The organism is uncultured Anaerofustis sp., assembly GCF_938029165.1.
GTDB lineage: Bacteria > Bacillota > Clostridia > Eubacteriales > Anaerofustaceae > Anaerofustis.
In genome coordinates, this window is sequence record NZ_CALHFB010000043.1 from 1 (window position 1) to 22,001 (window position 22,001).

A 22,001-nucleotide genomic window follows, 5' to 3' on the forward strand; every position below is an offset into this window, starting at 1 on the left:
TTTGTTACACAAAATTTAGTAAGCCTTCTTATGAAGTCTTTCGATAGTCAAAAAAGGGCGGATTGTAAGGCAGAGCCTTACAAAAGAGGCTTCGGGAAACTTCCCGAGGTATTAGGACAAAGTCCTAAAAAGACTTTTGGGGGTTTTAGGGGCAGAGCCCCTGATAAAGGGTTTTAGGGTGCAGCCCTTAAAACTTTATCAGCAAAAGCAACACTTGCCATCGCGTCTTTTGCATAATAGTCGGCATTTATGGTCTTTGCATAGTCTTTGGTAAGCACCGCACCGCCTACGAAAACCTTGCAGTCCGGTATTTTTTTATTTAATTTTTTTATCGTCTCTTCCATACTTGGAACCGTGGTAGTCATAAGTGCACTCAGCCCCACAAGTTTGACATCTTCCTTTATGACGGTATCTACAATTAAATCAGGATCCACGTCTTTACCAAGATCGATAACATCATATCCATAGTTTTCAAGTAAAACTTTGACTATGTTCTTTCCTATATCGTGTATATCCCCCTTGACCGTAGCTATTACTATTTTTCCTATTTTCTCTTCCTTTTGACCGCTTTTTACAAGGTGATTTTTGACTTCGTTAAAAGCCGCTTTTGCAGCCTCCGCACTCATCAAAAGCTGAGGTAGGAATATAGTTCCTTCTTCAAAGCCTTTTCCCACGATATCTAAAGAAGGGATAAGTTTTTTATTTATTATTTCCAAGGGCTCGCTTTTTTCAAGTTCCTCCAAAACAGCTGTCTTAGCTCTTTCTTTCATACCCTTTATTATGCTGTCTTCAAGGCTCATTAAACCCTCTTTTTTCACACTGACTTCCCTTTTTTCGCTTCCGTACTTATCTATATAATCCATGCACTTTTCGTCCATATTTGACAGTGTCCTGAAAGAAATATAACTTCTCATCATATCCTCGTTGTTCGGGTTTATTATCGCCGCATTAAGACCTCTGTCCAGTGCCATGGAAAAGAACACGGAATTGATTATCATCCTGTTCGGAAGTCCGAAGGAAATATTTGATACACCAAGCACACTGTTCATTTTAAGTTCATTTTTAACTATGGATAGAGTATCCAAAGTGACCAGAGCCGAAGAAGTATCCGCACTGACCGTCATTGCAAGAGCGTCTATTATTATATCTTTTCTTTCTATCCCGTACTTCTTAGCTTCTTCGATGATTTTATTTGCAATTTTTATCCTGCCCTCGGCAGTAGGAGGTATCCCGTCTTCATCCAGACAAAGTGCAACTACCACTCCCCCGTATTTTTTAACAAGAGGGAAAACTTCGTCCATAACTTCTTTTTTACCGTTGACGGAGTTTATAAGAGCCTTTCCGTTATATAGCCTAAGTGCCCTTTCCATAGCCTCTGTGTTTGAAGTATCCACCTGAAGAGGAACATCTACACTGAATTGGAGTTCTTTTATTACTTTTTCCATCATCTCGGCTTCGTTTATTTCGGGAAGTCCCACATTTACATCGAGTACATGAGCGCCTGCCTCTGCCTGTGTATTTGCTTCATTCAATATATACTCGATATCCTCTTCAATGAGAGCCTGTTTAAAGCGTTTCTTTCCCGTTGGATTTATCCTCTCCCCGATTATTATAGGGTCTTTATCTATATACACACACTTTGAAAAAGAAGAAATCATCGTCAAATCTTTCTTTGTTATTTCTTTAATTTCAACATCTTTACAAAGTTCCACGGTCTTTTTGATATGCTTTGGAGTAGTACCGCAGCATCCTCCGAGAATCCCGACTCCCATATCCGCGATCTCTTTCATGGTGAGTGCGAATTCATCGCTTGTTATATCATAAACGGTCTTTCCGCCCTCGCTTCTGGGAAGTCCCGCATTTGGGTTTATCATCAAAGGAGTGGATGAAACCTCAAGCATTTTTCCTATAAACGGTTTAAGCTGAAGAGGACCGAGACCGCAGTTAAGCCCTATGACATCTACTCTAAGCCCTTCCATCAAAGCAATTATACTCTCTGCATTTCCTCCCGTAAGGAGCTTTCCGTCTTCTCCCAAAGTCATTGAAACGAATATAGGTAAATCGCAGTTTTCCTTTGCCGCAAGTATAGCCGCCTTCGCTTCGTAACCGTCTGACATAGTCTCTATCAAAATAATGTCAGGATTTTCTTTTACCCCAAAAAGAATGATTTCTTTATATATTTCGTAAGCGTCACCGAAATCAAGGTCACCGAGAGGTTTTAAGAGTTTGCCTGTAGGACCTATATCCAAAGCCACATAAGCATCTTTACCGCTTTCCTTTATTGCTTCCTTTGCATTTCTGACTCCGCTTCTTATTATATTCTCAACGCTGTAACTTCCCTCTTTATTAAATTTAAGAGAGTTACACCCAAAGGTATTGGTCGTTATTATATCCGCACCGCTTAGAAGGTATTCCTTATGGATACTTTTTACTACATCACTTTTATCCACGTTCCAAATTTCCGGCAGTTCCCCCGCCTTTAAACCTTTTTCCTGAAGAAGACTTCCCATACCTCCGTCGAAAAATACTTCTCTTTTTTTGATAAGTTTTAATATATCCATAAATTTTCCTTTCTAACAATAATTTGCAGGAAAATGTCCTGCCACCAATTTGTAGGGTTCTGCCCTACTACCCAAATATAAGGGCTGTCTGCCCTTAAAAACCCGACCATTCTTTGCTTGTCCAAAGAATGGATGAAACGACCCCGCTGAGCGCGGTGCCTAAGCCTTCGGCAAAAGAAATCTTTAACTTACTAAAGTCATTTACCTAATATTTATCTAAAAAGTTATCAACTTTTATTTAAGATAAAATTTTTCTTATGGGTTGGGAAAGCGACTGTTTCACAAAATGCGGGTAGCATTTTGTTGAAAATCCAGTCGCTTTAGCCTCCGCGGCTTTAGCGGTGTCCTTTAATCCAAAAATTTGGACGAGCAAATTTTTGGTGGGGTGTGGGGTGAAGCCCCGCGAGGGTATAAGGGACGGAGTCTCTTACAGGGTTTTTAGGGGTGGAACCCCTTATATTACCTGTTTATTCTCCCACTTAGGGCTTCTGTACCTAATAATAAAGAATATCGCCCTTATTACCCAGTCCATTATCATCGCCATCCAAACGCCGAACACTCCAAATCCCATATATTTACCGAAGATATAACTGAACACTATCCTGCATATCCACATGGAACTTATTGAGGTTATCATGCAGTACTTCACATCTCCCGCAGCTCTTAAAGTTGATGGAAGGGTAAAAGCCAAAGGCCATACGAAAATCGCACAGATTCCGTGAAGGAAGAGTATCCTCGTCGCTTCCGATGCAGTTATAGCAGATAAGTTGTAAGCCTTCATTATAACAGGAAGAAGAAGTATTATAACTCCCACAAAAACAGCTATACAAACATATGTTATTTTTATAAGCTTCTTTGTATAATATCTCGCCTGCTCGAATTCCCCCGCACCGACACATCTTGAAATGACAGTGGTAACGGCAAGGGAGACCGCCATGCCGGATAATATTTGGAATGCCGCTACTACGTTTGATACGGCGTTGGCGGCTATTGCATAAGTCCCAAAGGTGGAAACCAGGCTCAGTACGATTATTTTACCAAGCTGGAACATACTGTTCTCAAGTCCGTTGGGAACGCCTATATATAAAATGCTTTTTATCATATGAAAATTTGGTTTATATTTAAAACTCTTACTTATATGAAGAGTTACATTCTTGTTAAGTAACAAAATAACTATGACAACCGCCGCTACTATCCTTGAAACGAGTGTAGGTATAGCAACCCCTGCAGTCCCGAAATGAAACCCGTAAATAAGTACAGCATTCCCTATGACGTTAATAAGGTTCATTAAAATAGAAACCATCATTGAGACTTTTGAATTGCCCATTGAACGGAATATCGCCGCCCCTGCGTTATATAAGGCAATAAAAGGTATTGAAGCACTGACTATTAATAAATAAGTATTGGCATGCCCCATGACATCTGCGTCTATGCTTCCGAAGACCGTAATTAATATGAATTGTTTTAATACATAAACCAAAATCATGACTACAGCTGCAATAATGGTAATAAACCATACGAGCTGATTAGAAGCCTCACAGGCGTTATTCCTGTCCCTCTTTCCGAGATACTGCCCCGCTACGACAGCTCCTCCCGTAGCAAGAGCCGCAAATATATTTATAAGAAGCAGCATCAAACTGTCCACGAGAGAAACTCCCGAAACAGCCGCTTCTCCTACGCTTGCAATCATTATAGAGTCAGCCATACCTACCAGTATCGCAAGAAATTGCTCTACTATAAGCGGCAGTATCAAAATCAAAAGTGCCTTATTTGTAAATAAATAGTCCTTGGTTTTTTCTTTGTTTTCAGATTTTGTCATTATATTCATTATTTTCCCCTGAAGATGTAAAATTGTTTGAAATAAGATTGTAAATATTTGTAAAATTTATAAGTAATTTTCAATAATTTATATTATACATCCAAGGCATAAATAATCAAATAGTTTTATATATAATCACATACATTTTTATCTTCTTCGCTTAAGCCTATGAAAGCCGTAACAGTCTTTGAGGGCGCCATTATAAGCTTATCCATCAAAGTTGCCCCTATCCTTCTGGGTAAATCCAATATCTTAAATATATCCCTTTGATACTCAAGAGAAAGGTCAGCATATCCGGGAGAAAACCTAGGTCTTAGATAAAGCCCCTTCTCTTTTGCTTCAAGCCTTATTTCATCTTCTATACTATCTATATAAACCTCTATCATACTTGCGGCAGAAGCCTGGAGTACTACGGCTTTTACCTGTGAAAGCTTTGAATATTTCTGAAGCAGGATATCCACTCTTGGTCCCAAAGTCGCGGCAAATAATATGACTTTCTTACACCCTCTCAAATTCCTCAAAAGAGCTTTGCTTTTTATTTTTAAACCTTCCATATCCAAAGTTTCATCGTCTATCTTCTTCAAATCAAAAACTTTATAAGTATTTCTTGGATTTGCACTTTTTTTAAGAAGTCCTTCGCACTCTTCTATAAGACGCAGAGTATTTTCATCTACTTCATCCCCACTATATCCAAGGTATCTTATGGTTTCACTCCTATTGATCATCATTTTCCTCTTTTCTTTTTTAAGAAATAAACTTCCTAGGGACTCTGTCCCTTATACCACCTGCAGGGCTCCGCACTACGACCCTAATTAAGGGCTGTCTGCCCTTATAAACCCGACCATTCTTTGCTTGTCCAAAGAATGGATAAAACGACCCCGCTAGGCGCGGTGCCTATGGCTTCGCCAAAAGGGATATTAAACATCCTCCCACTATCATATCCAAATTACCTAAAAAATTTATAACCTTTAAATATAAAAGATTGGGGTAGCAATTGTTACCTTAAAATCGAGTAGATTTTTTGAGGAAATCCAGTTACTTTAAAAGCCTTCACGGCGACTGAGTGAAAGAACTTTTACACCTTTTTTGACTGACCTAAAACTCTAAAAGAGTTTTAGGTATTTTAACAAGAATTAAAATATTACAGAGCAAAACTCAGCGGTCAACATTCGCAAATCTTGCCTTTGGAAAATTTGCGAATGCTATCGTATGTGTCCCCACATCTAAATTTTGTATAACAAAATTTAGTAAGCCTTCTTACGAAGTCTTTCGATAGTCAAAAAAGGGGAAATCGAAAAACAGAGCCTTGCCGTATTTTGGGGTCTAAGGGGCAGAGCCCATTATAAAGATTTAATATTTTATAAAATATTGGAAAGATTATTTCTAATGCCCTCTGCAACTTCTGGTTTGTTCATTGAGTAAACATGTATCCCGTTCACTCCGCATGCGATAAGGTCTATTATTTGGTCGGTCGCATATGCTATCCCCGCCTGGGTCATTGCCGCAGGATTGTCTCCGAACTTATCCACTATGGCTTTAAAACGTGTTGGAAGATAAGTCCCTGAAAGTTCGGTTATCCTCTTTATTTGTTTCCCGTTTGTAACAGGCATTATACCCGCAAAAACGGGAACGGTTATCCCGATTTCCCTTATTCTGTACAGGAAGTTATAAAGCACGTTATTATCGAAGAACATCTGCGTAGTAAGAAAATCAAGTCCAGCGTCTACCTTTTCTTTTAAGAAGTAAATATCGTCCGCCTTGTGTTCGCACTCGACGTGTCCGTCCGGATAACATGCACCTCCGATACAAAAATCTCCGCTTTCCTTTATATCTCTTATAAGCTCTATCGCATGAGTATATTCGGATTTATCCATCAGACTTTTATCCTTTGGTATGTCTCCTCTGAGGGCGAGTACATTTTCAATATCATTATCCTTTAAAAGCTTCAGCTGAGCTTTGATATCTTCCTTTGAAGAACACATACATGTAAGGTGAGATAAAGTAGGTACGCCATGTTCTTTTTGTATTTCTTTTGCAATGTTCACTGTATATGAACTCGTTCCTCCGCCCGCTCCGTATGTTATGCTCATAAAATCGGGTTTAAGCTTCGCTATCTCCCCTGTTGCTTTTTCTACACTTTTATAATTATCCTCGCTTTTTGGAGGGAATACTTCGAAAGAAAGAGTAGGTTTATCCTTCTTTAATATTTCGGTTATTTTCATTTTTTATACCCCTTAAACTCTGAATTTTTAGAATTATACCATAAATCCATGCTATTATAAAGGTCTGTGCCGTTATTCACTTATTGCAATTCAAGATATCTATATATAACCAAAAGGAATATCAAAGTGATTTTATATACTATTACTCCGATATTCCCTAAAATATAAAACCTCTGATTAAATAAAGCGGTATTTATAATACTTTTAATTATTTACTTATTAATATCATACCTAAAAAACTATCAATAACTAATCAATAACGTTGAGAAAGTCTTATATATCATTGCCTGATAAAACAAGCTCTCCCCCGCGGGGCACTACGCCTGACTTCGTCAGATTCCGCGCCCCTTGCCATACTCTATCCGCCACCAACCTATTAATAAATATATGTGCATAATAATATATATTTATTTTAATACATCTCTTCAATACACTCTAAAAATATAAATTAAATATAATAAAAAACAACCCCTCCCGAGGTTGTCTTTTTAACATTTACACAGATAAGTCTTTCTTGGAAAATACCACGGCTCCCGCTATAAACATTACTAAAGCCAGTAAATATAAAACACCGATGCATATATAGGAACTTTCATCTCCCGCTATGATACTGCTTGTATCAAATAGAGTAAGAGGAGTAAGGTATTTGAGCTTTTCAAATTTATCCCCCGCATTTGAAAGCATTTGAATAAGGAGGAAGCCTACATTGAATGCCGCCGATAATCCGAGGGCATATTTGCTGTCGGAGAATATACAAGAAAACATAAAGCATAATGCAAGGATAAAAGCCTGTAGTCCGAACAAGCCTACGTTCATGATCAGGAATTTACTCACGTCCAGTTCTCCTTTAAACATTGCCTGAGCAAGCACTACGGAAAGTATAGTCACATATGCTACAAGAAAGAATATCATCAAAACCATGGTAAATATCCATGTGCCTATTATCTTTCCTCTTCTGTTCGGAGCAGATAATATATAAGACATGGAGCCCTTGTCGATATATCTTGTTATAAGCCTGTTTGATAGGATTATCGAAAATATCATCGGAAAGACTATAAATAAAAATCCATATAAATAATTTGATATGAATTCTATCATTGTACTTCCCGGGTCAGACATTTTAAATGCGGAAAAAAGTCCGGGCATACTCTCAGCCATCTGCTTTAAACTCTCTCCCAGCTTAGGGTCGAACATGCTTATTATCATCGAAGAATAAAGAGTAAGGACACCTATGAATATAAGAAGTATTTTATAGTTGGACTTTATTTCTTTTTTCAGTAAAGTAAAATTAATCATTTTTTTTGCCTCCGTAAAAATGCATAAAAAGCTCTTCAAGGCTTTGCTGTTCGATATCTATATCGACTACATCAAAAGAAGCGAGCTTCTTTATGAATTCGTCCATGTTCCCTTTTATACCTACCTTGACTACTTTATCCTTAATGGAAGTATTCATGAACATAGCAGCAAAATTTTTAGCTTCGAATTCGTTTTTAAATTCTATCCTGAAATTCTTGTTCTTATTTTCTTTTAATTTATTTATGTCTTCGATGAGTACCAGCCTGCCGTTTTTGATTATTACACTCCTGTCGCAGGTCTTCTCTATCTCTTCGAATATATGAGATGACATCAAAATCGTAGCACCTCTTTCTTTTTCCTTTAAGATAAGTTCCACGAATTTATTCTGCATCAATGGGTCAAGTCCGCTTGTCGGCTCATCTAATATGAGTATATCCGGGTCATTCATAAAAGCACATACTATACCTATTTTCTGTTTCATCCCCTTGGACATCTTCTTGATTTTTCCGCTTGCGTCAAGCTCAAAGAACTCTTTAAGCTCCTCTATCCGGTCTAAGTTTTTCATCTCTTTCATATCAGCTATGAACTTGATGAAGTCGTCCCCTTTCATTTCGTCCATCAAAGAATTTTCCCCCGGCAGATATCCAAGAGATTTATTGATTTCTTCCGCATTCTTAAAAGGATCCAGACCGTTTATGCTCACACTTCCCTTATCTGCTTTGATAAAGCCCAGAAGAGTCCTTATGGTCGTCGTCTTCCCCGCACCGTTAGGTCCCAGAAAGCCGAGGACTTCTCCCTTTTTGACTTCAAAACTAAGGTCGAACACGCCTTTACCGCTTCCGTAATCCTTAGTCAGATTTTCTATTTTTATCACACTCATTTTGTTCTCCTTATTGCCGGTTCATTATTACTAAACATTTGATAGTAACTTTTTGATTTTATATCTCTTAATTATTTATTTCAATTTTATCTTAATTTTTTTACTTATAACAACTGCACAAGGTACATCTTTGCACTCCGACATTATTTTGCTTATATAAAACTTCAATAATTTTTTTATTTTAACGATATGAAACTTAACGAATTATTCTATGGGAAAATTTTGCATGGCACAACTACAAAACAATGTTATTAGACATGCTAAAGTATTCAACAATCGAAAGGTATAACGCAAATGAATTCGGCTATTCATTATTCGTAAAAACAGATAAATTTGACTTTTGTTATATTTATTCAAGCTTCAGCATTAAATAACACTATTTCTTAAGTTTGCCGTACATCGGATTTGATTTAATAATATTTGCGAGTTTCATTAAGTTATTTTCTTAATAAAAACTTCTTGGCTTTAAAATAATAACCCTTTACTATTTATAAAAATTATTTTTAAAGATTTGCATCCACTTGTTAAACTCCAAAAGAAGTTCTTCAACGTCTATTTTTTCATGCTTCATTCTCTTTTCGTGCATATAACCGTCGCTCATCCATATGGACATTTTATAGATTTGATAAACGTCTTCTTTTCTCTTGAATTTGGATAAATCCAGATTGGAAAAATAAAGCTCGAAACTATCTTCATAAAGCTCGGTGAGCTGTTCATTGACATCATCGGAAATCAATTCTTTGTCGTTATAAAAACATCTAAGGGAAAAATCCAAAAGATAAGGATTTTTTTCCAGCAGCTTTATTTTAATTTTTGCTCCGTAATCCAGCAAATCAAAGAAATCGGTTATTTTGTTCATCTCGCTTCGGTCTATATTATCTCTGACCAAATTCAAAACATATTCATATATAAACAGATATAAGGTCTTCTTGTTCTTGAAATAGTGAAATAATAGCCCTTTTGATATTTCAGCCTTTGACGCAATATCGTCTGTGACGGCATTCTTGTAGTCATTCTTTGAGAATACCTCCATAGCCGCATTTATTATCATAAGCTGTTTCTCTTTATCGAGAGAATAGAATTTTTCGTTTATTTCTGTCATATTTGACCTCCGATTCAATTATTTAATATTATTAAATAATCTTTATAAACCACCTTTATACTATAAAGTTTCTCATTTATCTATCTAACTTCTGCTAAACTCTTTAAATATTTATTTAAACTGAGTGATAGTTAATTAGTGATAAATCATTCAATCCACGCATCCCGTGTAAGGTGCGACAATTTCCTGAGCTTTACTGATTGCATTTCCTAAGGTTTCAATCCTCGCATTCCTTGTAAGGTGCGACAACATCCCATCACACTCCGTATATAATATTTGCAGTTTCAATCCACGCACAATATATTAGTGCGACTTTATACTTATTTATTCTGAACATAAAGTTTTATTGCAATATTAAAAATCAAATACGAGCACTATCTACTAAATATGTAGCTATTCACGATTAAATAAAATGCCGATAATTTGATATACAAGTTTAACTTTTGCGTCCCTTTATGCCGAAGGCTCAGGCACCGCGCCCAGAGATATTTTGACTATTCACTGTTCGTCAGAACTGATAAATTTAACAAAGATTAAATTTATTTAAGCTTTGCCCCCGAATAACACGATTTCGAAGTTATGCCGTGCAGCGGATTTTCGCCAGCAATATTTGCGAATTTCCTTATTTTTTTGTTTCCCAAAGTACGTATACAATATCAAGTATAATCCATTGACTATTTTTGTAAACCCCCTCAGTCAATAAATTTCATTTTCTTTTAACATTAGAACACTGGAACTTTTTTATAAATATGATAGAATATCATTACATGGGAGGAATCATGACACCAGATAAAATCAAACTGAGAGAATTAAAAGAAGACGACTTACCCGAAATCAAAGGGTTATTATATGAAACATGGATAGAACCCGACTTTGGAGACAATGAAAAAGTCGCAGACAAGATGAGCCTGATATTCTTATATGAACTTTTGATAAGACATACATATTCAAAAGTAGCGGTATACGAAGAAAGAGTAATAGGAGTTATACTTGGACGAAGCGATAATGCATATAAGCTTAAGAATAATTTAAAATATTTATTCAAAACAGTTTTCCATGCTTCGACTTTATTTTTGACACATGAAGGAAGAAAAGCCATAAAAGAAGGAAGTAAAGAAGGAGAAGCGGATAAACAGCTTTATAATAAAGTAAAAGACCATACAAACGGAGAGCTGGTATTATTTGCAATGGATAAAAAAATGAAAGGCATGGGGATAGGTAAAAAACTTTTAAATGACTTTTATAACTACATGAAAAAAGAAAATGTAGATACATTCTACTTATTCACAGACTCAAAATGCGATTACTCATTTTATGACTACAACGGATTTGAGAAAAAAGACGAGAAAGAAGTCATTTTTAATGATCAAAGAGAAAGGTATTTTGTTTATACCAAAAAGTTGGATTAGGGGCGCTGCCCCTATAACCCTATTTCTTTTTCAAAGAAACAAAGATATAAGGGCTTTCAGCCCTTAAACCCGACCATTCTTTGCTTGTCCAAAGAATGGATGAAACGACCCCGCTGGGCGCGGTGCCTAAGCCTTCGGCAAAAGGGATATTAAACTTACATTAGATATTCATCCACATATTACCTAAAAAAATTATATACTCAAAAAAAGATAAAACTTTTGTTTATAGGGTCGGGGCAGCTCTCAATCCAAAAATCTCGGGCAGAGATTTTTAGGATATATGAGAGCGTTAAAAGCCACCACGGCGATTGAGTGGAAGCGTTTTTCTCAAAATTTTTTCGATTTGGAAAAAACTTTGCGGGGTATTAGGGGCAGAGCCCCTAGGAATATTGTTTCTTTTATAAAAGAAAATAAAAAGACCATCGTATGATGGTCTTTTAAAATAATCGTTAAATTATTTAAGTTCGATTTGTCCGCCAACTTCTTCGATTTTAGCTTTGATTTCTTCAGCTTCTTCTTTGCTAGCGCCTTCTTTGATAGCTTTTGGAGCGTTATCAACGATTTCTTTAGCTTCTTTAAGTGCTAAACCTGTTACTTCTCTAACAGCTTTTACAACTTTAAGTTTTGCATCTCCTGCTGATGTCAATACTACATCAAATTCTGTTTGTTCAGCAGCACCGCCAGCAGCACCTGCATCACCTGCAACTACTACTTGTGCAGCAGCAGCACTTACACCAAATTCTTCTTCTAAAGCACTAACTAATTCAGATAGTTCTAAAACTGACATTGATTTTACTTCTTCAATAATTTTATCAAATTTTTCACTCATTTTAATTTTCTCCTATTATTTTCTTAATTATTTTACGCTACGAAACTAAGCACTTGCTTGTTCGTCTTCTTCTTTCTTTTCTTTGATTGCATTGATAACACATGCAAAGTTTGAAATCGGAGCTTGTAAGCTTCCGAGCATTTTTGCAAGTAATGCTTCTCTTGATGGTAATGTTGCGATTTTTTGTAATTCTTCAAGACTTGCTATTTCGCCTTCGATTACGCCGCCTTTGATTGTTAAACATTCCAAATCGTTTGATTTAGCAAATTCGCTAACAACTTTAGCTGGAGCAACAACATCACTGTTACAAAAGCCAACAGCAGTACTTCCTTTTAATGCATCTACAAGTTCATCATATCCGCATTCTTTTGCTGCAAGTCTTAAGAATGTATTCTTATAGATCTTATAATCAACATCTGCTTCTCTTGCATTTTTTCTGAATGCAGTATCTTGTTCTACATTGATACCTTTATAGTCAACTAAAACGAATGCTTGTGCATTTTTCATTTTGTCTACTATTTCGGCAACTATGGCTTTTTTACCTTCTAAAATAGTTTCTGATGCCACGATATTTCCTCCTATCATAAAAAATACTCTTTCCGCATGTTAAGAAGAAAGAGTACTTGTAACTCCACTCTTAACCTCGGCAGGAACTTTACGGATCTTCTCCCCCTGCTGTCTGCGGTATATATTAAAAGGTCTTACCCTTTTAAAGACGTGAATAAGTTTTATTTAATTTTAAAGCTTAATTATTATACAACATTAATTAGAATTTTGCAACTGAAAGTTTTATTCCGGGAGACATTGTGCTTGTTAGAGTAACGCTTCTGAAATATTGGCCTTTAGCAGCAGATGGTTTTGCTTTTTTAACCGCTTCTATCAATGTGTTTAAGTTTTCTTCGATTTGCTGTTCACTGAAGCTTGCTTTAGCTATAGCAACGTGAATGATGTTTGATTTATCAAGTCTGTATTCAACTTTACCGGCTTTGATTTCTTTAACGGCTTTTTCAACATCGAATGTTACCGTACCTGATTTAGGGTTTGGCATTAAACCTTTAGGACCAAGTACTCTACCGAGTCTACCAACAACACCCATCATATCGGGAGTTGCTACTACTGCGTCGAATTCAAACCAGCCTTCTTTTTGGATTTTATCCAAGTATTCTTCGGCACCTACATAATCAGCGCCGGCAGCTTTAGCTTCTTCGGCTTTTTCGCCTTTAGCGAATACCAATACTCTAACTGTTTTTCCCGTTCCGTGAGGAAGCACGATAGCTCCACGAACTTGTTGATCTGCATGTCTTGAGTCAACACCTAGTTTAACGTGAAGTTCAACCGTTTCGTCAAATTTAGCTGTTGCCATTTTTTTAATTAGAGCTACAGCTTCGTTTATATCGTATGCTTTACCTTGTTCAAGCATTTCTTTTTTTGCAAGATAATTTTTACCTTTTTTCATTATATATCCTCCTGTGTGGTTACATTTAAATCCTTATTTATCTCTCCCACATACTACGAAATAAATAATTCCTTATTATTCTTCTACTGTGATACCCATACTTCTTGCAGTACCTTCAATCATACTCATAGCTGTTTCGATTGTAGCTGCGTTCAAGTCAGGCATTTTCATTTCCGCAATTTCTTTAACTTGCGCTTTTGTTAACTGAGCCACCTTGTTTCTGTTTGGTTCGCCGCTTGCTTTTTGTAAGTTAAGGGCTTTTTTGATAAGAACCGGTGCAGGTGGTGTCTTTGTTATAAATGTATAAGAACGGTCTTGATATACGCTGATTACAACAGGGATTATAAGTCCGCCTTGTGATTCTGTTTTTGCGTTAAATGCTTTACAAAAGTCCATGATGTTTACACCATGCTGACCAAGAGCAGGTCCAACAGGTGGTGCAGGTGTTGCTTTACCTGCAGGAATTTGTAATTTTATCATTCCAACAATTTTCTTTGCCATTTTTCTATCTCCTAAAAATTCAATTAAAATTTACTTACTTGTGTAAAATCAAGTTCTACAGGTGTTTCCCTGCCGAACATAGATATGTTTACTTTTAATTTAGCTTTATCTATATTTATTTCTTCTATTACTCCCGTGTAGTTCTCGAACGGTCCGGATAAAACTTCTATTTCATCGCCGATTTCAAGATCGGTAGTAATCGTTTCTTTTTCGATTATCCCTAGATTTCTAAGTTCTTCTTCGGTTAACGGTACAGGTTTTGATGCGGGACCTACAAATCCGGTCACCCCTCTGGTATTTCTTACGATATACCAAGCGTCATCGGTCATGTACATTTTTACCAAAACATATCCGGGAAAGACTTTCTTTTCTACTACTTTTCTTTCTCCGTTTTTAGTCTCTTCTACTTTATGCATAGGCACTACGACTTCTTCGATTATATCCGACATATTCCTTCTGATAACAGCGGCTTCGATATTTTCTTTGACCTTGTTTTCATATCCGGAATAAGTATGCGCAACATACCAAAGTGCTCTAGTGCTGTCGCTTTCAATTTGTTTTACATTTTCACTCATATCCATTACCTACTAAAAAAGACCTTTTAATAAACCTAAAACAGTATCCAAGCCCCAAATAAACAGTGTCAGTACCGCACAAATTACGACAACCACTATTGTGTACTGAATTAATTCATCCTTTGTAGGCCATGTAACTTTTTTTAGTTCCACAGACACGCCTCTAAAAAAGTTTGAGACGCTTTTAAACCATCTAATTAGAAAAAATTCAGGTTTCTTTACGGCTTTAGCATTTTTATTACCTTTTGCCATGATCCATACCCCTTATTTTGTTTCCTTATGATTAGTATGTTTCTTGCAAAATCTACAATACTTTTTAAGTTCTAATCTTTCTTTTGGATTATCTTTATTTTTCATTGTATTATAGTTTCTTTGTTTACACTCTTCACATGCAAGTGTTACTTTTACTCTCATTATTTACAACCTCCGCTGTATTCTTGTGAAATTTCATACCTACAGGATTAAATACGAAATCTCTGCAAACTTTACTTTTTACAAGCGGTCCACATCACTCAATAAAAATCCGGTTTGCAACATTAAAAAAAGGCTTTTTTCGCCTTTAGCACAATTAGTATACCATATACACAGGAAAAATCAAGAGAAATAAGGGATTTTTTTGAAATTTTTTAGGGAGAAAACCTTGCAATGCTTCGACCTACGAACCTTTATAATGGACGCTGTCCCTTAGGAACCCTGCGAATATTTTTCCGAAGCAAAAAATATTCGATAAAATGCTTTCACTCATTCGCCGTGATGGCTCTCAACGCGACTGGATTTCTTCAGAAAATCTGCCCGATTTTCTGGGAACAGTCGCTACCCCTTCCCCGTTAATATGAAAAGTTTTATCTTCAAATTACTTATTATACTTAAGTTTTCATAAAAAAGATCTTTAACTTGCTTTTGTCATTCACCCGCTATTTACCTGAGGAAATAAAAAAGACTTAAATCATATTATAAGTCTTTTTTGTTTTCAGACATGTATTTGACCATATCCATTATAAATATTCTTTCTTTTTCGTTTAAATCCTTTAGAATATTATCTATTTCTTTAGATGTAATATAAAGGGGTTCCACCCCTTACACCCCGCAAAATTTTTTCCTAAGCGAAAAAATTTCGCGAAAAACGCTTCCACTGCGTGGGGCTAAGAGCTTCGCTAAAAGAGATATTAAACTTACAATATACAATTATCTGCATATTACCTAAGAGATTTGTTTACTGGAATTTTAGAATAACCTTTTATTTTTCTGCAAAACTATAATATATGATTTTTGATAGTTTTTGTTCCTCTTCATACTAAAATAAAACTTATGAATTATAAACGATAAGATAATAAAATGAATACAAATTCATTCTTTTTTTACGGGGTTTATCACAAATTAATTTATTTATTATATAAAAGTTTTTTCAAAATTATTGCTGTTTACTCACTCTTACTAATATAAACTTTCTTATTCAACATTAGATTATTATTTATTAACCTACTTAAATAAAATCACATTCAAAAATACAAAGCAAATTTAAAATTTTTCATAATTATAACTCATAGAATACTTCTATTCTATAAGTCTATTCAAATATCAATAAATAAATATTAAAATAATATTAACCGTACAATCTGCAACAGTGATTAAATGAGATGCACTGATAATAAGCAATTACAACGACTCAACAGATATAAATCACAAAATCACAATCTGAATAGCCTTATTAAAAAAGAGATAAATATTATTTAAAATAAAAAACAAAAACGGATATAAGATGAAAATAGACTATAGAAAATTAGGAAAAAGGTTAAAACAACAAAGAAAAGAACAAGGGCTTACCCAGGAAAAATTAGCGGAGTACGTGAACCTGTCTGTAAGTCACCTCAGCCATATAGAAAACGGCAATGAAAAGTATCACTTCAGACCATAGTAAACATTGCTAATATTTTAAATATAAGTTTAGATGAACTTTTAGATTTGGACTTGGGTAAAAGGTCTATGTTTATTACCGTGAGAGAAATTGATTTACTGTTTAAAGACTGCACAAAAGAAGAAAGGCAAGTTTTGGTCAAAAACTTGAATTATTTAAAAACGTTGGATTTAGAGGAAACGTTAGAATATGTATAGTGCTAAATGATTTTAGCACTTTTTAAATTTAAAAGGAGTAAAAAATGAAAAGAAAAATATTGGAAGATTTGTTTTACAGGAATATAGAACCGATGGATATCAAAAGTGAATTAAGCGACGAGGTTTTAGAAAAAGGAAGGCTTTTATTTAAAAAGGAAAGTAATTTCAGCGAAAGTTTATCAAAGGAACAAACAGAAGGATTTGAAGAATTGACCAAAAAGTGGCTTGATTATAATTTAGCTAACTGTTCTCATTATTTTATCGTGGGTTTCAGACTTGGAGCTAAAATGATGAAAGATATATTGGAAGAAGATGAATAAAACACTCCTAATGGGTGTTTTTTTATTTATGGATATTACCTTTATTTAAGATATAAATGTTCCCAAAAGGGTCGGGATAGCGACTGTTTCACAAAATGCGGGCAGCATTTTGTAGAAAATCCAGTCGCTTTAAGCCTCCGCGGCTTTAGCGGAGATTTTTTGGTACTTTTTAATCTTTTAAAAAGTGCCGGGGTGTAAGGGGCAGCGCCCCTTATAAAGGGTTTTAGGGACAGAGCCCCTACACAACCTTACACCCATTCTCCTCAGCCAAAGAAAGTATCTTATCACTCGGTCTGTCATCGGTTATCAGGATATCTATATCTTTAAAAGAAGCAAAAGGATAAGGACTTATGATATCGAATTTATTGCAGTCTATAAGCATTATCACTTTATTTGCATTTTCCATGACTTTTCTTTTAAGCTCGCATTCATTGTAAATAAGGCTTGAAAATCCTCCGTCAATGCTAAATCCGGAAGCGCTTAAAAACGCAGTATCTATATTTACCTTATCTATGCTGTAAAGTGCGGTAGGTCCCGCTAAAGAAACTGCCCTTTTATTGAGGGTCCCTCCGGTAAGGTTTATATCTATATTGTTCTTTTGCTGTAAATCAAGAGCGGTTATAGGGTCGTTGGTGGTAACAAAACAATATTCGTCGGGGATTATTTTTGCCAGCTCCAAAACCGTAGTCCCCGAATCCATATAAAGACAGCTCCCTTTATCTATATAATCCAAAGCTTTTACCGCTATCTTGCTTTTTTCAAATTTATTTACTACTTTTCGGTGCTGGTGAGTCAAATCCTCTCTGAGTATATTATCGTTTAGTACCGCCCCTCCCCTCGTCCTTATTATATACCCGTTTTCCTGAAGAGAATTAAGGTCTCTCCTTATTGTCATTTGAGTATAATCAGGGAACAGCTCGCACAGCTCCTTAAGGCTCACTTCTCCCTTTTTCTTGATGTAGTTATAGATTATCATCGTTCTTTTCGATGCCATGATAACACCTCCTGATATGATCTTACATTTTTATGTTAGATTTGTCAAGATATTTAACATTTAAATGTAAGTTGACAATGACACATTGCGGATATATACTGTAATTAAAGATAGTATCAATGATATTAAATTAACATTTAAATGTTATATTTTACTTGGAGGAATGTAAAATGAAATATAGGATTTTTTTGGACACCGCTAATATTAAGGAAATTGAAGAGGCTTTGAAAACAGGGATAGTAGCCGGGATAGCGACAAACCCTAACAAGATGTCCAAAGCTGGAAGGACTTACGAAGATGTACTGAGGGATATTAGAAGCATATTCGACGGACCCGTTGCGGTCGAAGCCATTTCCACAAAGGCGGAGGATATAATAAACGAAGCTCAGGAGCTTTCTTCGATGTCCGAAAATATGGTAATAAAGATACCCGCAAACCTTGAAGGGATAAAAGCCATAAACACTCTGGTACCTCTCGGGGTCAATACGAATGCAACGCTGATATTCAACCCCGCACAGGCACTTGCGGCAGGACTTGCTGCTTCACCCTTCATAAGTCCCTTTATAGGAAGAGTGAACGATATAGGACACGACGGTCTTACGTTATTCAAACAAGTAAGGGAAATTTATGATTTTTATGATATAAAGTCTCAAGTCATAGCCGCGAGCATAAAAAACTGTAACGAAGCGATAAATGCAGTATTAAACGGAGCGGACTCTCTTGCTCTTACATACAAAGTATTCAATCAATTATTTGAACATCCTTTGACGGAAATCGGGATAGAGAACTTCACCAGGGATTATGACTCTATATATAAATAAGTACATAAATATTAAGCATAATTAATATTTAAAATTCATTAAAACGAAAGGAGGAAATAAAATGGATTTTATAATGAGTATTTTTAACTTTATAATCGATATGGGTGCAGCAGTAATGATGCCTATCATATTGATTATAATAGGCCTAATAATGGGAGCGAAGTTTGGAGATGTCGTAAGAGCCGGAGTCACATTCGGAATTGGTTTTATCGGTCTTAATCTTGTCATCGGTCTTATGTCCAGCACCATTACCCCTGTGGCAAACGACTTGGTAAAAAACCTGGGTTTTAAACTTACTGCCATAGATACCGGCTGGGCGACCGCATCAGCACTTGCATGGAGCACGGAAATAGTGCCTTTGGTATTCATGGCTATCCTTCTTACCAATGTAGTGATGTTATTGTTCGGTTTGACAAAGACCATGGATATCGATATTTGGAACTACTGGCATGCACTCTTTATAGCTTCCTGTATAGTGCTTGTAACGGGAAACGTATTCGTAGCCGTTTTATCATCTATAGTAAATATGGCGATATGTTTCAAATTGGCAGACTGGACTCAGAAAGACTGCGAAGAAGTCCTCGGACTTGAGGGGATATCACTGCCTCATATGCAGGCTGTAAACTGGGCGATAATCACATATCCGCTCAACTGGCTCCTCGACAGGATACCGGGAGTAAAAGACATTGAATGGACCACAGACGGAATAGTTGAAAAATTAGGTCTTCTCGGAGAACCTATGATGCTCGGTCTTATTATAGGCGGCTTACTATCAGCGGCAGCTCAGTTCTCCGCACCGGAAGTAAATGTAGTAACTGCGATACAGCAGATATTTATCGTTGGCATGAACGTAGCCGCAGTACTCCTACTAATACCGAGAATGATATCTTTATTGATGGAAGGCTTGATGGTAATTTCGGAAGCAACACAGGAATTCCTAAACAAGAGATTTCCGGGCAAAGAAATTTACATAGGTCTTGACGCTGCGGTTGCTACCGGACACCCATTCGTAATAGCAACGGGGTTACTCATGATACCTATAACTTTACTGTTGGCTTTTATACTTCCGGGAAACACCACACTTCCTTTGGCTGACTTGTCCGTTCTTACTTTTGCTGTCATATTTTCCGTAGTACCTTGCAAAGGCAACTTATTCAGAGCACTTATAATGGCGACCATAACAATGATAATAGTACTTTACGTTGCATCATATGCAGCACCTTATATGACGGGACTTGCAAGCAACGCAAACCTAACGGTTCCCGAAGGAGCGGCACAGCTTACATGCCTCGGAGCAGCTTTTCAGTGGTATTCTTGGATACCGTTCGCACTTGCAAAATTATTCTTGACATAATCTTTAAATAACTAAATATATTTTACGGCAAAAGGTGTAAGAGGTCCTGCCTCCTGCACCTTTTTATAATAATATCAAGCCGTTCTGCAATCCCTTATTTTTAAATTATTTTAATTATAAACAACTTAATTTTAATATTTTCTTTTACAGCCAATCCTTATTTTAAATTTCGATATCAGCCGAAGAAAACAAAAGCTTCTTAATATTTTATTTTACCCTTTCCTAGCTTTAATCACCGACTAATGAGTAAAATAGATATATTAATATACTAATAAATGATATCAAATATGATTTATTGATTTTCAAATTAGAATGCATATCAGAAACAAATACGCTTTATCTTTACTTCATTACCTTATTTATACACATATACCCCTTCTAAGTGAACGCAGCATACTTTGTGAATTACTGATAATAGCTTCATATTTAATAAATTTTTTCGCAGCTCAGAAGAATAGAGCGACCGCCTGCTAATAGCGTGTTTCATTAAATCTTTCTATTTTAAAAGAACGATAATGACCGCCTTGACATATAATGAGATATGTAGTAATATACGTCTAATAAATTTAGCGAAATATCGTATTGTATTAAACAGACTTAGGTCGGGCTAAAAGCAGCAGGATATATCTGTGGGTTTCATGGATATATTTTTTTTATAAACATAAGGAGTTAAAAATGGATAAGACTTTGGAAAACAAACAAATCGCAATGAAAGTCTCATGGTGGAGCATGATAGTGAATATCCTATTATCTATAGTAAAGGTAGCGGTAGGTCTCTTTGCAATGTCTTCAGCCCTTATATCAGACGGCGTCCATTCATTATCCGACGTGTTCAGCACAGTAGCGGTAATGGTGGGGATAAATGTTTCAAGCAAAGAATCCGATAAAGACCACCGCTACGGTCACGAAAGGCTGGAATGCGTGGTAGGAATGTATCTATCCGCTTTCCTCGCGGTAATAGGTGCGGGGATAGGATATGACGGGATAGTAAAAATAGTAAACCATACACAGATTTCAACTCCCGGAAGTATCGCTTTATACGTAGCGATACTATCGGTCATAACCAAGGAAATAATGTTCAGAGTGACAATGAATGCAGGAAAAAAGACAGGTTCTACAGCTTTAATGGCTGACGCATGGCATCATAGATCCGACGCCCTTTCCTCTGTCGGAAGTTTTGTAGGTATCCTCGGAGCAAGGCTCGGATACCCTATCCTTGACCCTATAGCTTGTATAGTTATATGTATACTCATATTCAAAGCAGCCTTCGATATAGGAAAAGACAGTGTGGATAAAGTTGTGGATAAATCCTGCGACGAACAAACCATAAAAGAAATGAAAGAAGTCATTTTAAATATCGACGGAGTATATTCCATAAAGGACATAAAGACAAGACTGTTTGCAAGCAAAAAATACGTTGACATAATAATATATGTAAACGGAGAGATATCGGTCGCAGAGGGACATCATATCGCAATGAACGTTCATCAGGCTATAGAAACGGAATTTGAAGGAGTAAAGCACTGCATGGTCCACGTAGACCCGATATTCTTTTAATATAATAAAACGACCGCCTGCAAAGCGGTCGTTTTTTAATTAGTTGATTTAAATGAATTTTTTAGTATTAAGGTTATTATATATATTCCTTTTTATATCTCCCCCTTTTAAATTTATTTTAGAGTTGAAAAGTTTATATTAATACCTAAGTATTATTATCTATTGCTAAATTTCCTTTTTTATTTATACGTAT

23 protein-coding genes and 1 other annotated feature are annotated in these 22,001 nt (G+C 36.0%); of the genes, 7 read left to right on the plus strand and 16 right to left on the minus strand.

Annotation, left to right across the window (positions count from 1 at the left end; genetic code table 11):
- Positions 1-173 precede the first annotated feature (173 nt).
- The 7 genes from Q0516_RS07800 to Q0516_RS07830 all read right to left on the minus strand — a co-directional run bounded on the left by Q0516_RS07800 (position 174) and on the right by Q0516_RS07830 (position 9,880).
- Complete coding sequence (locus Q0516_RS07800) at positions 174-2,561, minus strand: homocysteine S-methyltransferase family protein (protein WP_294468485.1); 2,388 nt, start codon at positions 2,559-2,561, stop codon at positions 174-176.
- 454 nt (positions 2,562-3,015) lie between these two features.
- Complete coding sequence (locus tag Q0516_RS07805) at positions 3,016-4,389, minus strand: MATE family efflux transporter (RefSeq protein WP_365945742.1); 1,374 nt, start codon at positions 4,387-4,389, stop codon at positions 3,016-3,018.
- Positions 4,390-4,505: 116 nt separating this feature from the next.
- A complete protein-coding gene (locus Q0516_RS07810) occupies positions 4,506-5,105 on the minus strand; it encodes a vitamin B12 dependent-methionine synthase activation domain-containing protein (protein WP_294468489.1) in 600 nt (199 codons plus the stop codon).
- Positions 5,106-5,738: 633 nt separating this feature from the next.
- On the minus strand, positions 5,739-6,602 hold the full coding sequence (metF, locus tag Q0516_RS07815; protein WP_294468491.1) for a methylenetetrahydrofolate reductase [NAD(P)H]: 864 nt from the start codon (positions 6,600-6,602) through the stop codon (positions 5,739-5,741).
- Between the two features lie 495 nt (positions 6,603-7,097).
- Positions 7,098-7,898 carry an ABC transporter permease subunit gene (locus Q0516_RS07820; protein WP_294468493.1) on the minus strand — a complete coding sequence of 267 codons (801 nt, stop codon included), beginning with the start codon at positions 7,896-7,898 and terminating at the stop codon, positions 7,098-7,100.
- Positions 7,891-8,778, minus strand: a complete 888-nt coding sequence (locus Q0516_RS07825) for an ABC transporter ATP-binding protein (RefSeq protein ID WP_294468495.1) — start codon at positions 8,776-8,778, stop codon at positions 7,891-7,893. Before Q0516_RS07825 ends, Q0516_RS07820 begins: the two co-directional genes overlap by 8 nt.
- Before the next feature lie 484 nt (positions 8,779-9,262).
- A complete protein-coding gene (locus Q0516_RS07830) occupies positions 9,263-9,880 on the minus strand; it encodes a TetR/AcrR family transcriptional regulator (RefSeq protein WP_294468498.1) in 618 nt (205 codons plus the stop codon).
- Positions 9,881-10,659: 779 nt separating this feature from the next.
- Here Q0516_RS07830 and Q0516_RS07835 point away from each other — a divergent pair.
- The gene (locus tag Q0516_RS07835; protein WP_294468500.1) at positions 10,660-11,289 is read left to right on the plus strand and encodes a GNAT family N-acetyltransferase; all 630 of its coding nucleotides are present in this window, start codon (positions 10,660-10,662) and stop codon (positions 11,287-11,289) included.
- A 454-nt stretch (positions 11,290-11,743) separates the two neighbouring features.
- Here the strand turns inward: Q0516_RS07835 and rplL are convergent, their stop codons facing one another.
- The 8 genes from rplL to Q0516_RS07875 form a co-directional block, all read right to left on the minus strand.
- Positions 11,744-12,118 carry a 50S ribosomal protein L7/L12 gene (gene rplL, locus Q0516_RS07840; RefSeq protein ID WP_294468502.1) on the minus strand — a complete coding sequence of 125 codons (375 nt, stop codon included), beginning with the start codon at positions 12,116-12,118 and terminating at the stop codon, positions 11,744-11,746.
- A gap of 45 nt (positions 12,119-12,163) precedes the next feature.
- On the minus strand, positions 12,164-12,685 hold the full coding sequence (gene rplJ / locus Q0516_RS07845; RefSeq protein ID WP_294468504.1) for a 50S ribosomal protein L10: 522 nt from the start codon (positions 12,683-12,685) through the stop codon (positions 12,164-12,166).
- Positions 12,686-12,694: 9 nt separating this feature from the next.
- Positions 12,695-12,821: a sequence feature (ribosomal protein L10 leader region), on the minus strand.
- Positions 12,822-12,884: 63 nt separating this feature from the next.
- On the minus strand, positions 12,885-13,574 hold the full coding sequence (gene rplA / locus Q0516_RS07850) for a 50S ribosomal protein L1 (RefSeq protein ID WP_294468506.1): 690 nt from the start codon (positions 13,572-13,574) through the stop codon (positions 12,885-12,887).
- A gap of 75 nt (positions 13,575-13,649) precedes the next feature.
- On the minus strand, positions 13,650-14,075 hold the full coding sequence (rplK, locus tag Q0516_RS07855; RefSeq protein ID WP_007049599.1) for a 50S ribosomal protein L11: 426 nt from the start codon (positions 14,073-14,075) through the stop codon (positions 13,650-13,652).
- A gap of 23 nt (positions 14,076-14,098) precedes the next feature.
- A complete protein-coding gene (gene nusG, locus Q0516_RS07860; RefSeq protein WP_294468509.1) occupies positions 14,099-14,656 on the minus strand; it encodes a transcription termination/antitermination protein NusG in 558 nt (185 codons plus the stop codon).
- A gap of 6 nt (positions 14,657-14,662) precedes the next feature.
- A complete protein-coding gene (secE, locus tag Q0516_RS07865) occupies positions 14,663-14,902 on the minus strand; it encodes a preprotein translocase subunit SecE (RefSeq protein ID WP_007049597.1) in 240 nt (79 codons plus the stop codon).
- Between the two features lie 12 nt (positions 14,903-14,914).
- Positions 14,915-15,064 (minus strand): 50S ribosomal protein L33, encoded by a 150-nt coding sequence (gene rpmG / locus Q0516_RS07870; RefSeq protein WP_007049596.1) that lies wholly within the window; start codon positions 15,062-15,064, stop codon positions 14,915-14,917.
- A 537-nt stretch (positions 15,065-15,601) separates the two neighbouring features.
- Positions 15,602-15,724, minus strand: a complete 123-nt coding sequence (locus tag Q0516_RS07875) for a hypothetical protein (protein WP_294468511.1) — start codon at positions 15,722-15,724, stop codon at positions 15,602-15,604.
- A 685-nt stretch (positions 15,725-16,409) separates the two neighbouring features.
- Here Q0516_RS07875 and Q0516_RS07880 point away from each other — a divergent pair.
- The 3 genes from Q0516_RS07880 to Q0516_RS07890 all read left to right on the plus strand — a co-directional run bounded on the left by Q0516_RS07880 (position 16,410) and on the right by Q0516_RS07890 (position 17,082).
- Positions 16,410-16,565: a helix-turn-helix transcriptional regulator gene (locus Q0516_RS07880; protein ID WP_294468513.1), complete on the plus strand. Its 156-nt coding sequence runs from the start codon at positions 16,410-16,412 to the stop codon at positions 16,563-16,565.
- A gap of 68 nt (positions 16,566-16,633) precedes the next feature.
- Complete coding sequence (locus Q0516_RS07885) at positions 16,634-16,762, plus strand: hypothetical protein (protein WP_294468514.1); 129 nt, start codon at positions 16,634-16,636, stop codon at positions 16,760-16,762.
- Between the two features lie 44 nt (positions 16,763-16,806).
- Positions 16,807-17,082: a DUF6809 family protein gene (locus tag Q0516_RS07890; protein ID WP_294468517.1), complete on the plus strand. Its 276-nt coding sequence runs from the start codon at positions 16,807-16,809 to the stop codon at positions 17,080-17,082.
- A 238-nt stretch (positions 17,083-17,320) separates the two neighbouring features.
- Here Q0516_RS07890 and Q0516_RS07895 read toward each other — a convergent pair whose 3' ends face one another.
- On the minus strand, positions 17,321-18,076 hold the full coding sequence (locus Q0516_RS07895) for a DeoR/GlpR family DNA-binding transcription regulator (RefSeq protein WP_294468518.1): 756 nt from the start codon (positions 18,074-18,076) through the stop codon (positions 17,321-17,323).
- Positions 18,077-18,246: 170 nt separating this feature from the next.
- Here Q0516_RS07895 and Q0516_RS07900 point away from each other — a divergent pair, with 170 nt between their 5' ends.
- The 3 genes from Q0516_RS07900 (at position 18,247) to Q0516_RS07910 (ending at position 21,808) form a co-directional block, all read left to right on the plus strand.
- Positions 18,247-18,897, plus strand: a complete 651-nt coding sequence (locus Q0516_RS07900) for a transaldolase family protein (RefSeq protein ID WP_294468520.1) — start codon at positions 18,247-18,249, stop codon at positions 18,895-18,897.
- Between the two features lie 61 nt (positions 18,898-18,958).
- Positions 18,959-20,251 (plus strand): PTS transporter subunit IIC, encoded by a 1,293-nt coding sequence (locus tag Q0516_RS07905; protein ID WP_294468522.1) that lies wholly within the window; start codon positions 18,959-18,961, stop codon positions 20,249-20,251.
- 675 nt (positions 20,252-20,926) lie between these two features.
- Positions 20,927-21,808 carry a cation diffusion facilitator family transporter gene (locus Q0516_RS07910; protein WP_294468523.1) on the plus strand — a complete coding sequence of 294 codons (882 nt, stop codon included), beginning with the start codon at positions 20,927-20,929 and terminating at the stop codon, positions 21,806-21,808.
- Positions 21,809-22,001: the final 193 nt, after the last annotated feature.

Excerpts from the sequence above, each read along its gene's own strand:
- Q0516_RS07800 (WP_294468485.1), bottom strand. The coding sequence starts at position 2,561 with ATGGATATATTAAAACTTATCAAAAAAAGAGAAGTATTTTTCGACGGA.
- Q0516_RS07805 (WP_365945742.1), bottom strand. The coding sequence starts at position 4,389 with ATGAATATAATGACAAAATCTGAAAACAAAGAAAAAACCAAGGACTAT.
- Q0516_RS07810 (WP_294468489.1), bottom strand. The coding sequence starts at position 5,105 with ATGATCAATAGGAGTGAAACCATAAGATACCTTGGATATAGTGGGGAT.
- metF (WP_294468491.1), bottom strand. The coding sequence starts at position 6,602 with ATGAAAATAACCGAAATATTAAAGAAGGATAAACCTACTCTTTCTTTC.
- Q0516_RS07820 (WP_294468493.1), bottom strand. The coding sequence starts at position 7,898 with ATGATTAATTTTACTTTACTGAAAAAAGAAATAAAGTCCAACTATAAA.
- Q0516_RS07825 (WP_294468495.1), bottom strand. The coding sequence starts at position 8,778 with ATGAGTGTGATAAAAATAGAAAATCTGACTAAGGATTACGGAAGCGGT.
- Q0516_RS07830 (WP_294468498.1), bottom strand. The coding sequence starts at position 9,880 with ATGACAGAAATAAACGAAAAATTCTATTCTCTCGATAAAGAGAAACAG.
- Q0516_RS07835 (WP_294468500.1), top strand. The coding sequence starts at position 10,660 with ATGACACCAGATAAAATCAAACTGAGAGAATTAAAAGAAGACGACTTA.
- rplL (WP_294468502.1), bottom strand. The coding sequence starts at position 12,118 with ATGAGTGAAAAATTTGATAAAATTATTGAAGAAGTAAAATCAATGTCA.
- rplA (WP_294468506.1), bottom strand. The coding sequence starts at position 13,574 with ATGAAAAAAGGTAAAAATTATCTTGCAAAAAAAGAAATGCTTGAACAA.
- rplK (WP_007049599.1), bottom strand. The coding sequence starts at position 14,075 with ATGGCAAAGAAAATTGTTGGAATGATAAAATTACAAATTCCTGCAGGT.
- nusG (WP_294468509.1), bottom strand. The coding sequence starts at position 14,656 with ATGGATATGAGTGAAAATGTAAAACAAATTGAAAGCGACAGCACTAGA.
- secE (WP_007049597.1), bottom strand. The coding sequence starts at position 14,902 with ATGGCAAAAGGTAATAAAAATGCTAAAGCCGTAAAGAAACCTGAATTT.
- rpmG (WP_007049596.1), bottom strand. The coding sequence starts at position 15,064 with ATGAGAGTAAAAGTAACACTTGCATGTGAAGAGTGTAAACAAAGAAAC.
- Q0516_RS07880 (WP_294468513.1), top strand. The coding sequence starts at position 16,410 with ATGAAAATAGACTATAGAAAATTAGGAAAAAGGTTAAAACAACAAAGA.
- Q0516_RS07885 (WP_294468514.1), top strand. The coding sequence starts at position 16,634 with ATGTTTATTACCGTGAGAGAAATTGATTTACTGTTTAAAGACTGCACA.
- Q0516_RS07890 (WP_294468517.1), top strand. The coding sequence starts at position 16,807 with ATGAAAAGAAAAATATTGGAAGATTTGTTTTACAGGAATATAGAACCG.
- Q0516_RS07895 (WP_294468518.1), bottom strand. The coding sequence starts at position 18,076 with ATGGCATCGAAAAGAACGATGATAATCTATAACTACATCAAGAAAAAG.
- Q0516_RS07900 (WP_294468520.1), top strand. The coding sequence starts at position 18,247 with ATGAAATATAGGATTTTTTTGGACACCGCTAATATTAAGGAAATTGAA.
- Q0516_RS07905 (WP_294468522.1), top strand. The coding sequence starts at position 18,959 with ATGGATTTTATAATGAGTATTTTTAACTTTATAATCGATATGGGTGCA.
- Q0516_RS07910 (WP_294468523.1), top strand. The coding sequence starts at position 20,927 with ATGGATAAGACTTTGGAAAACAAACAAATCGCAATGAAAGTCTCATGG.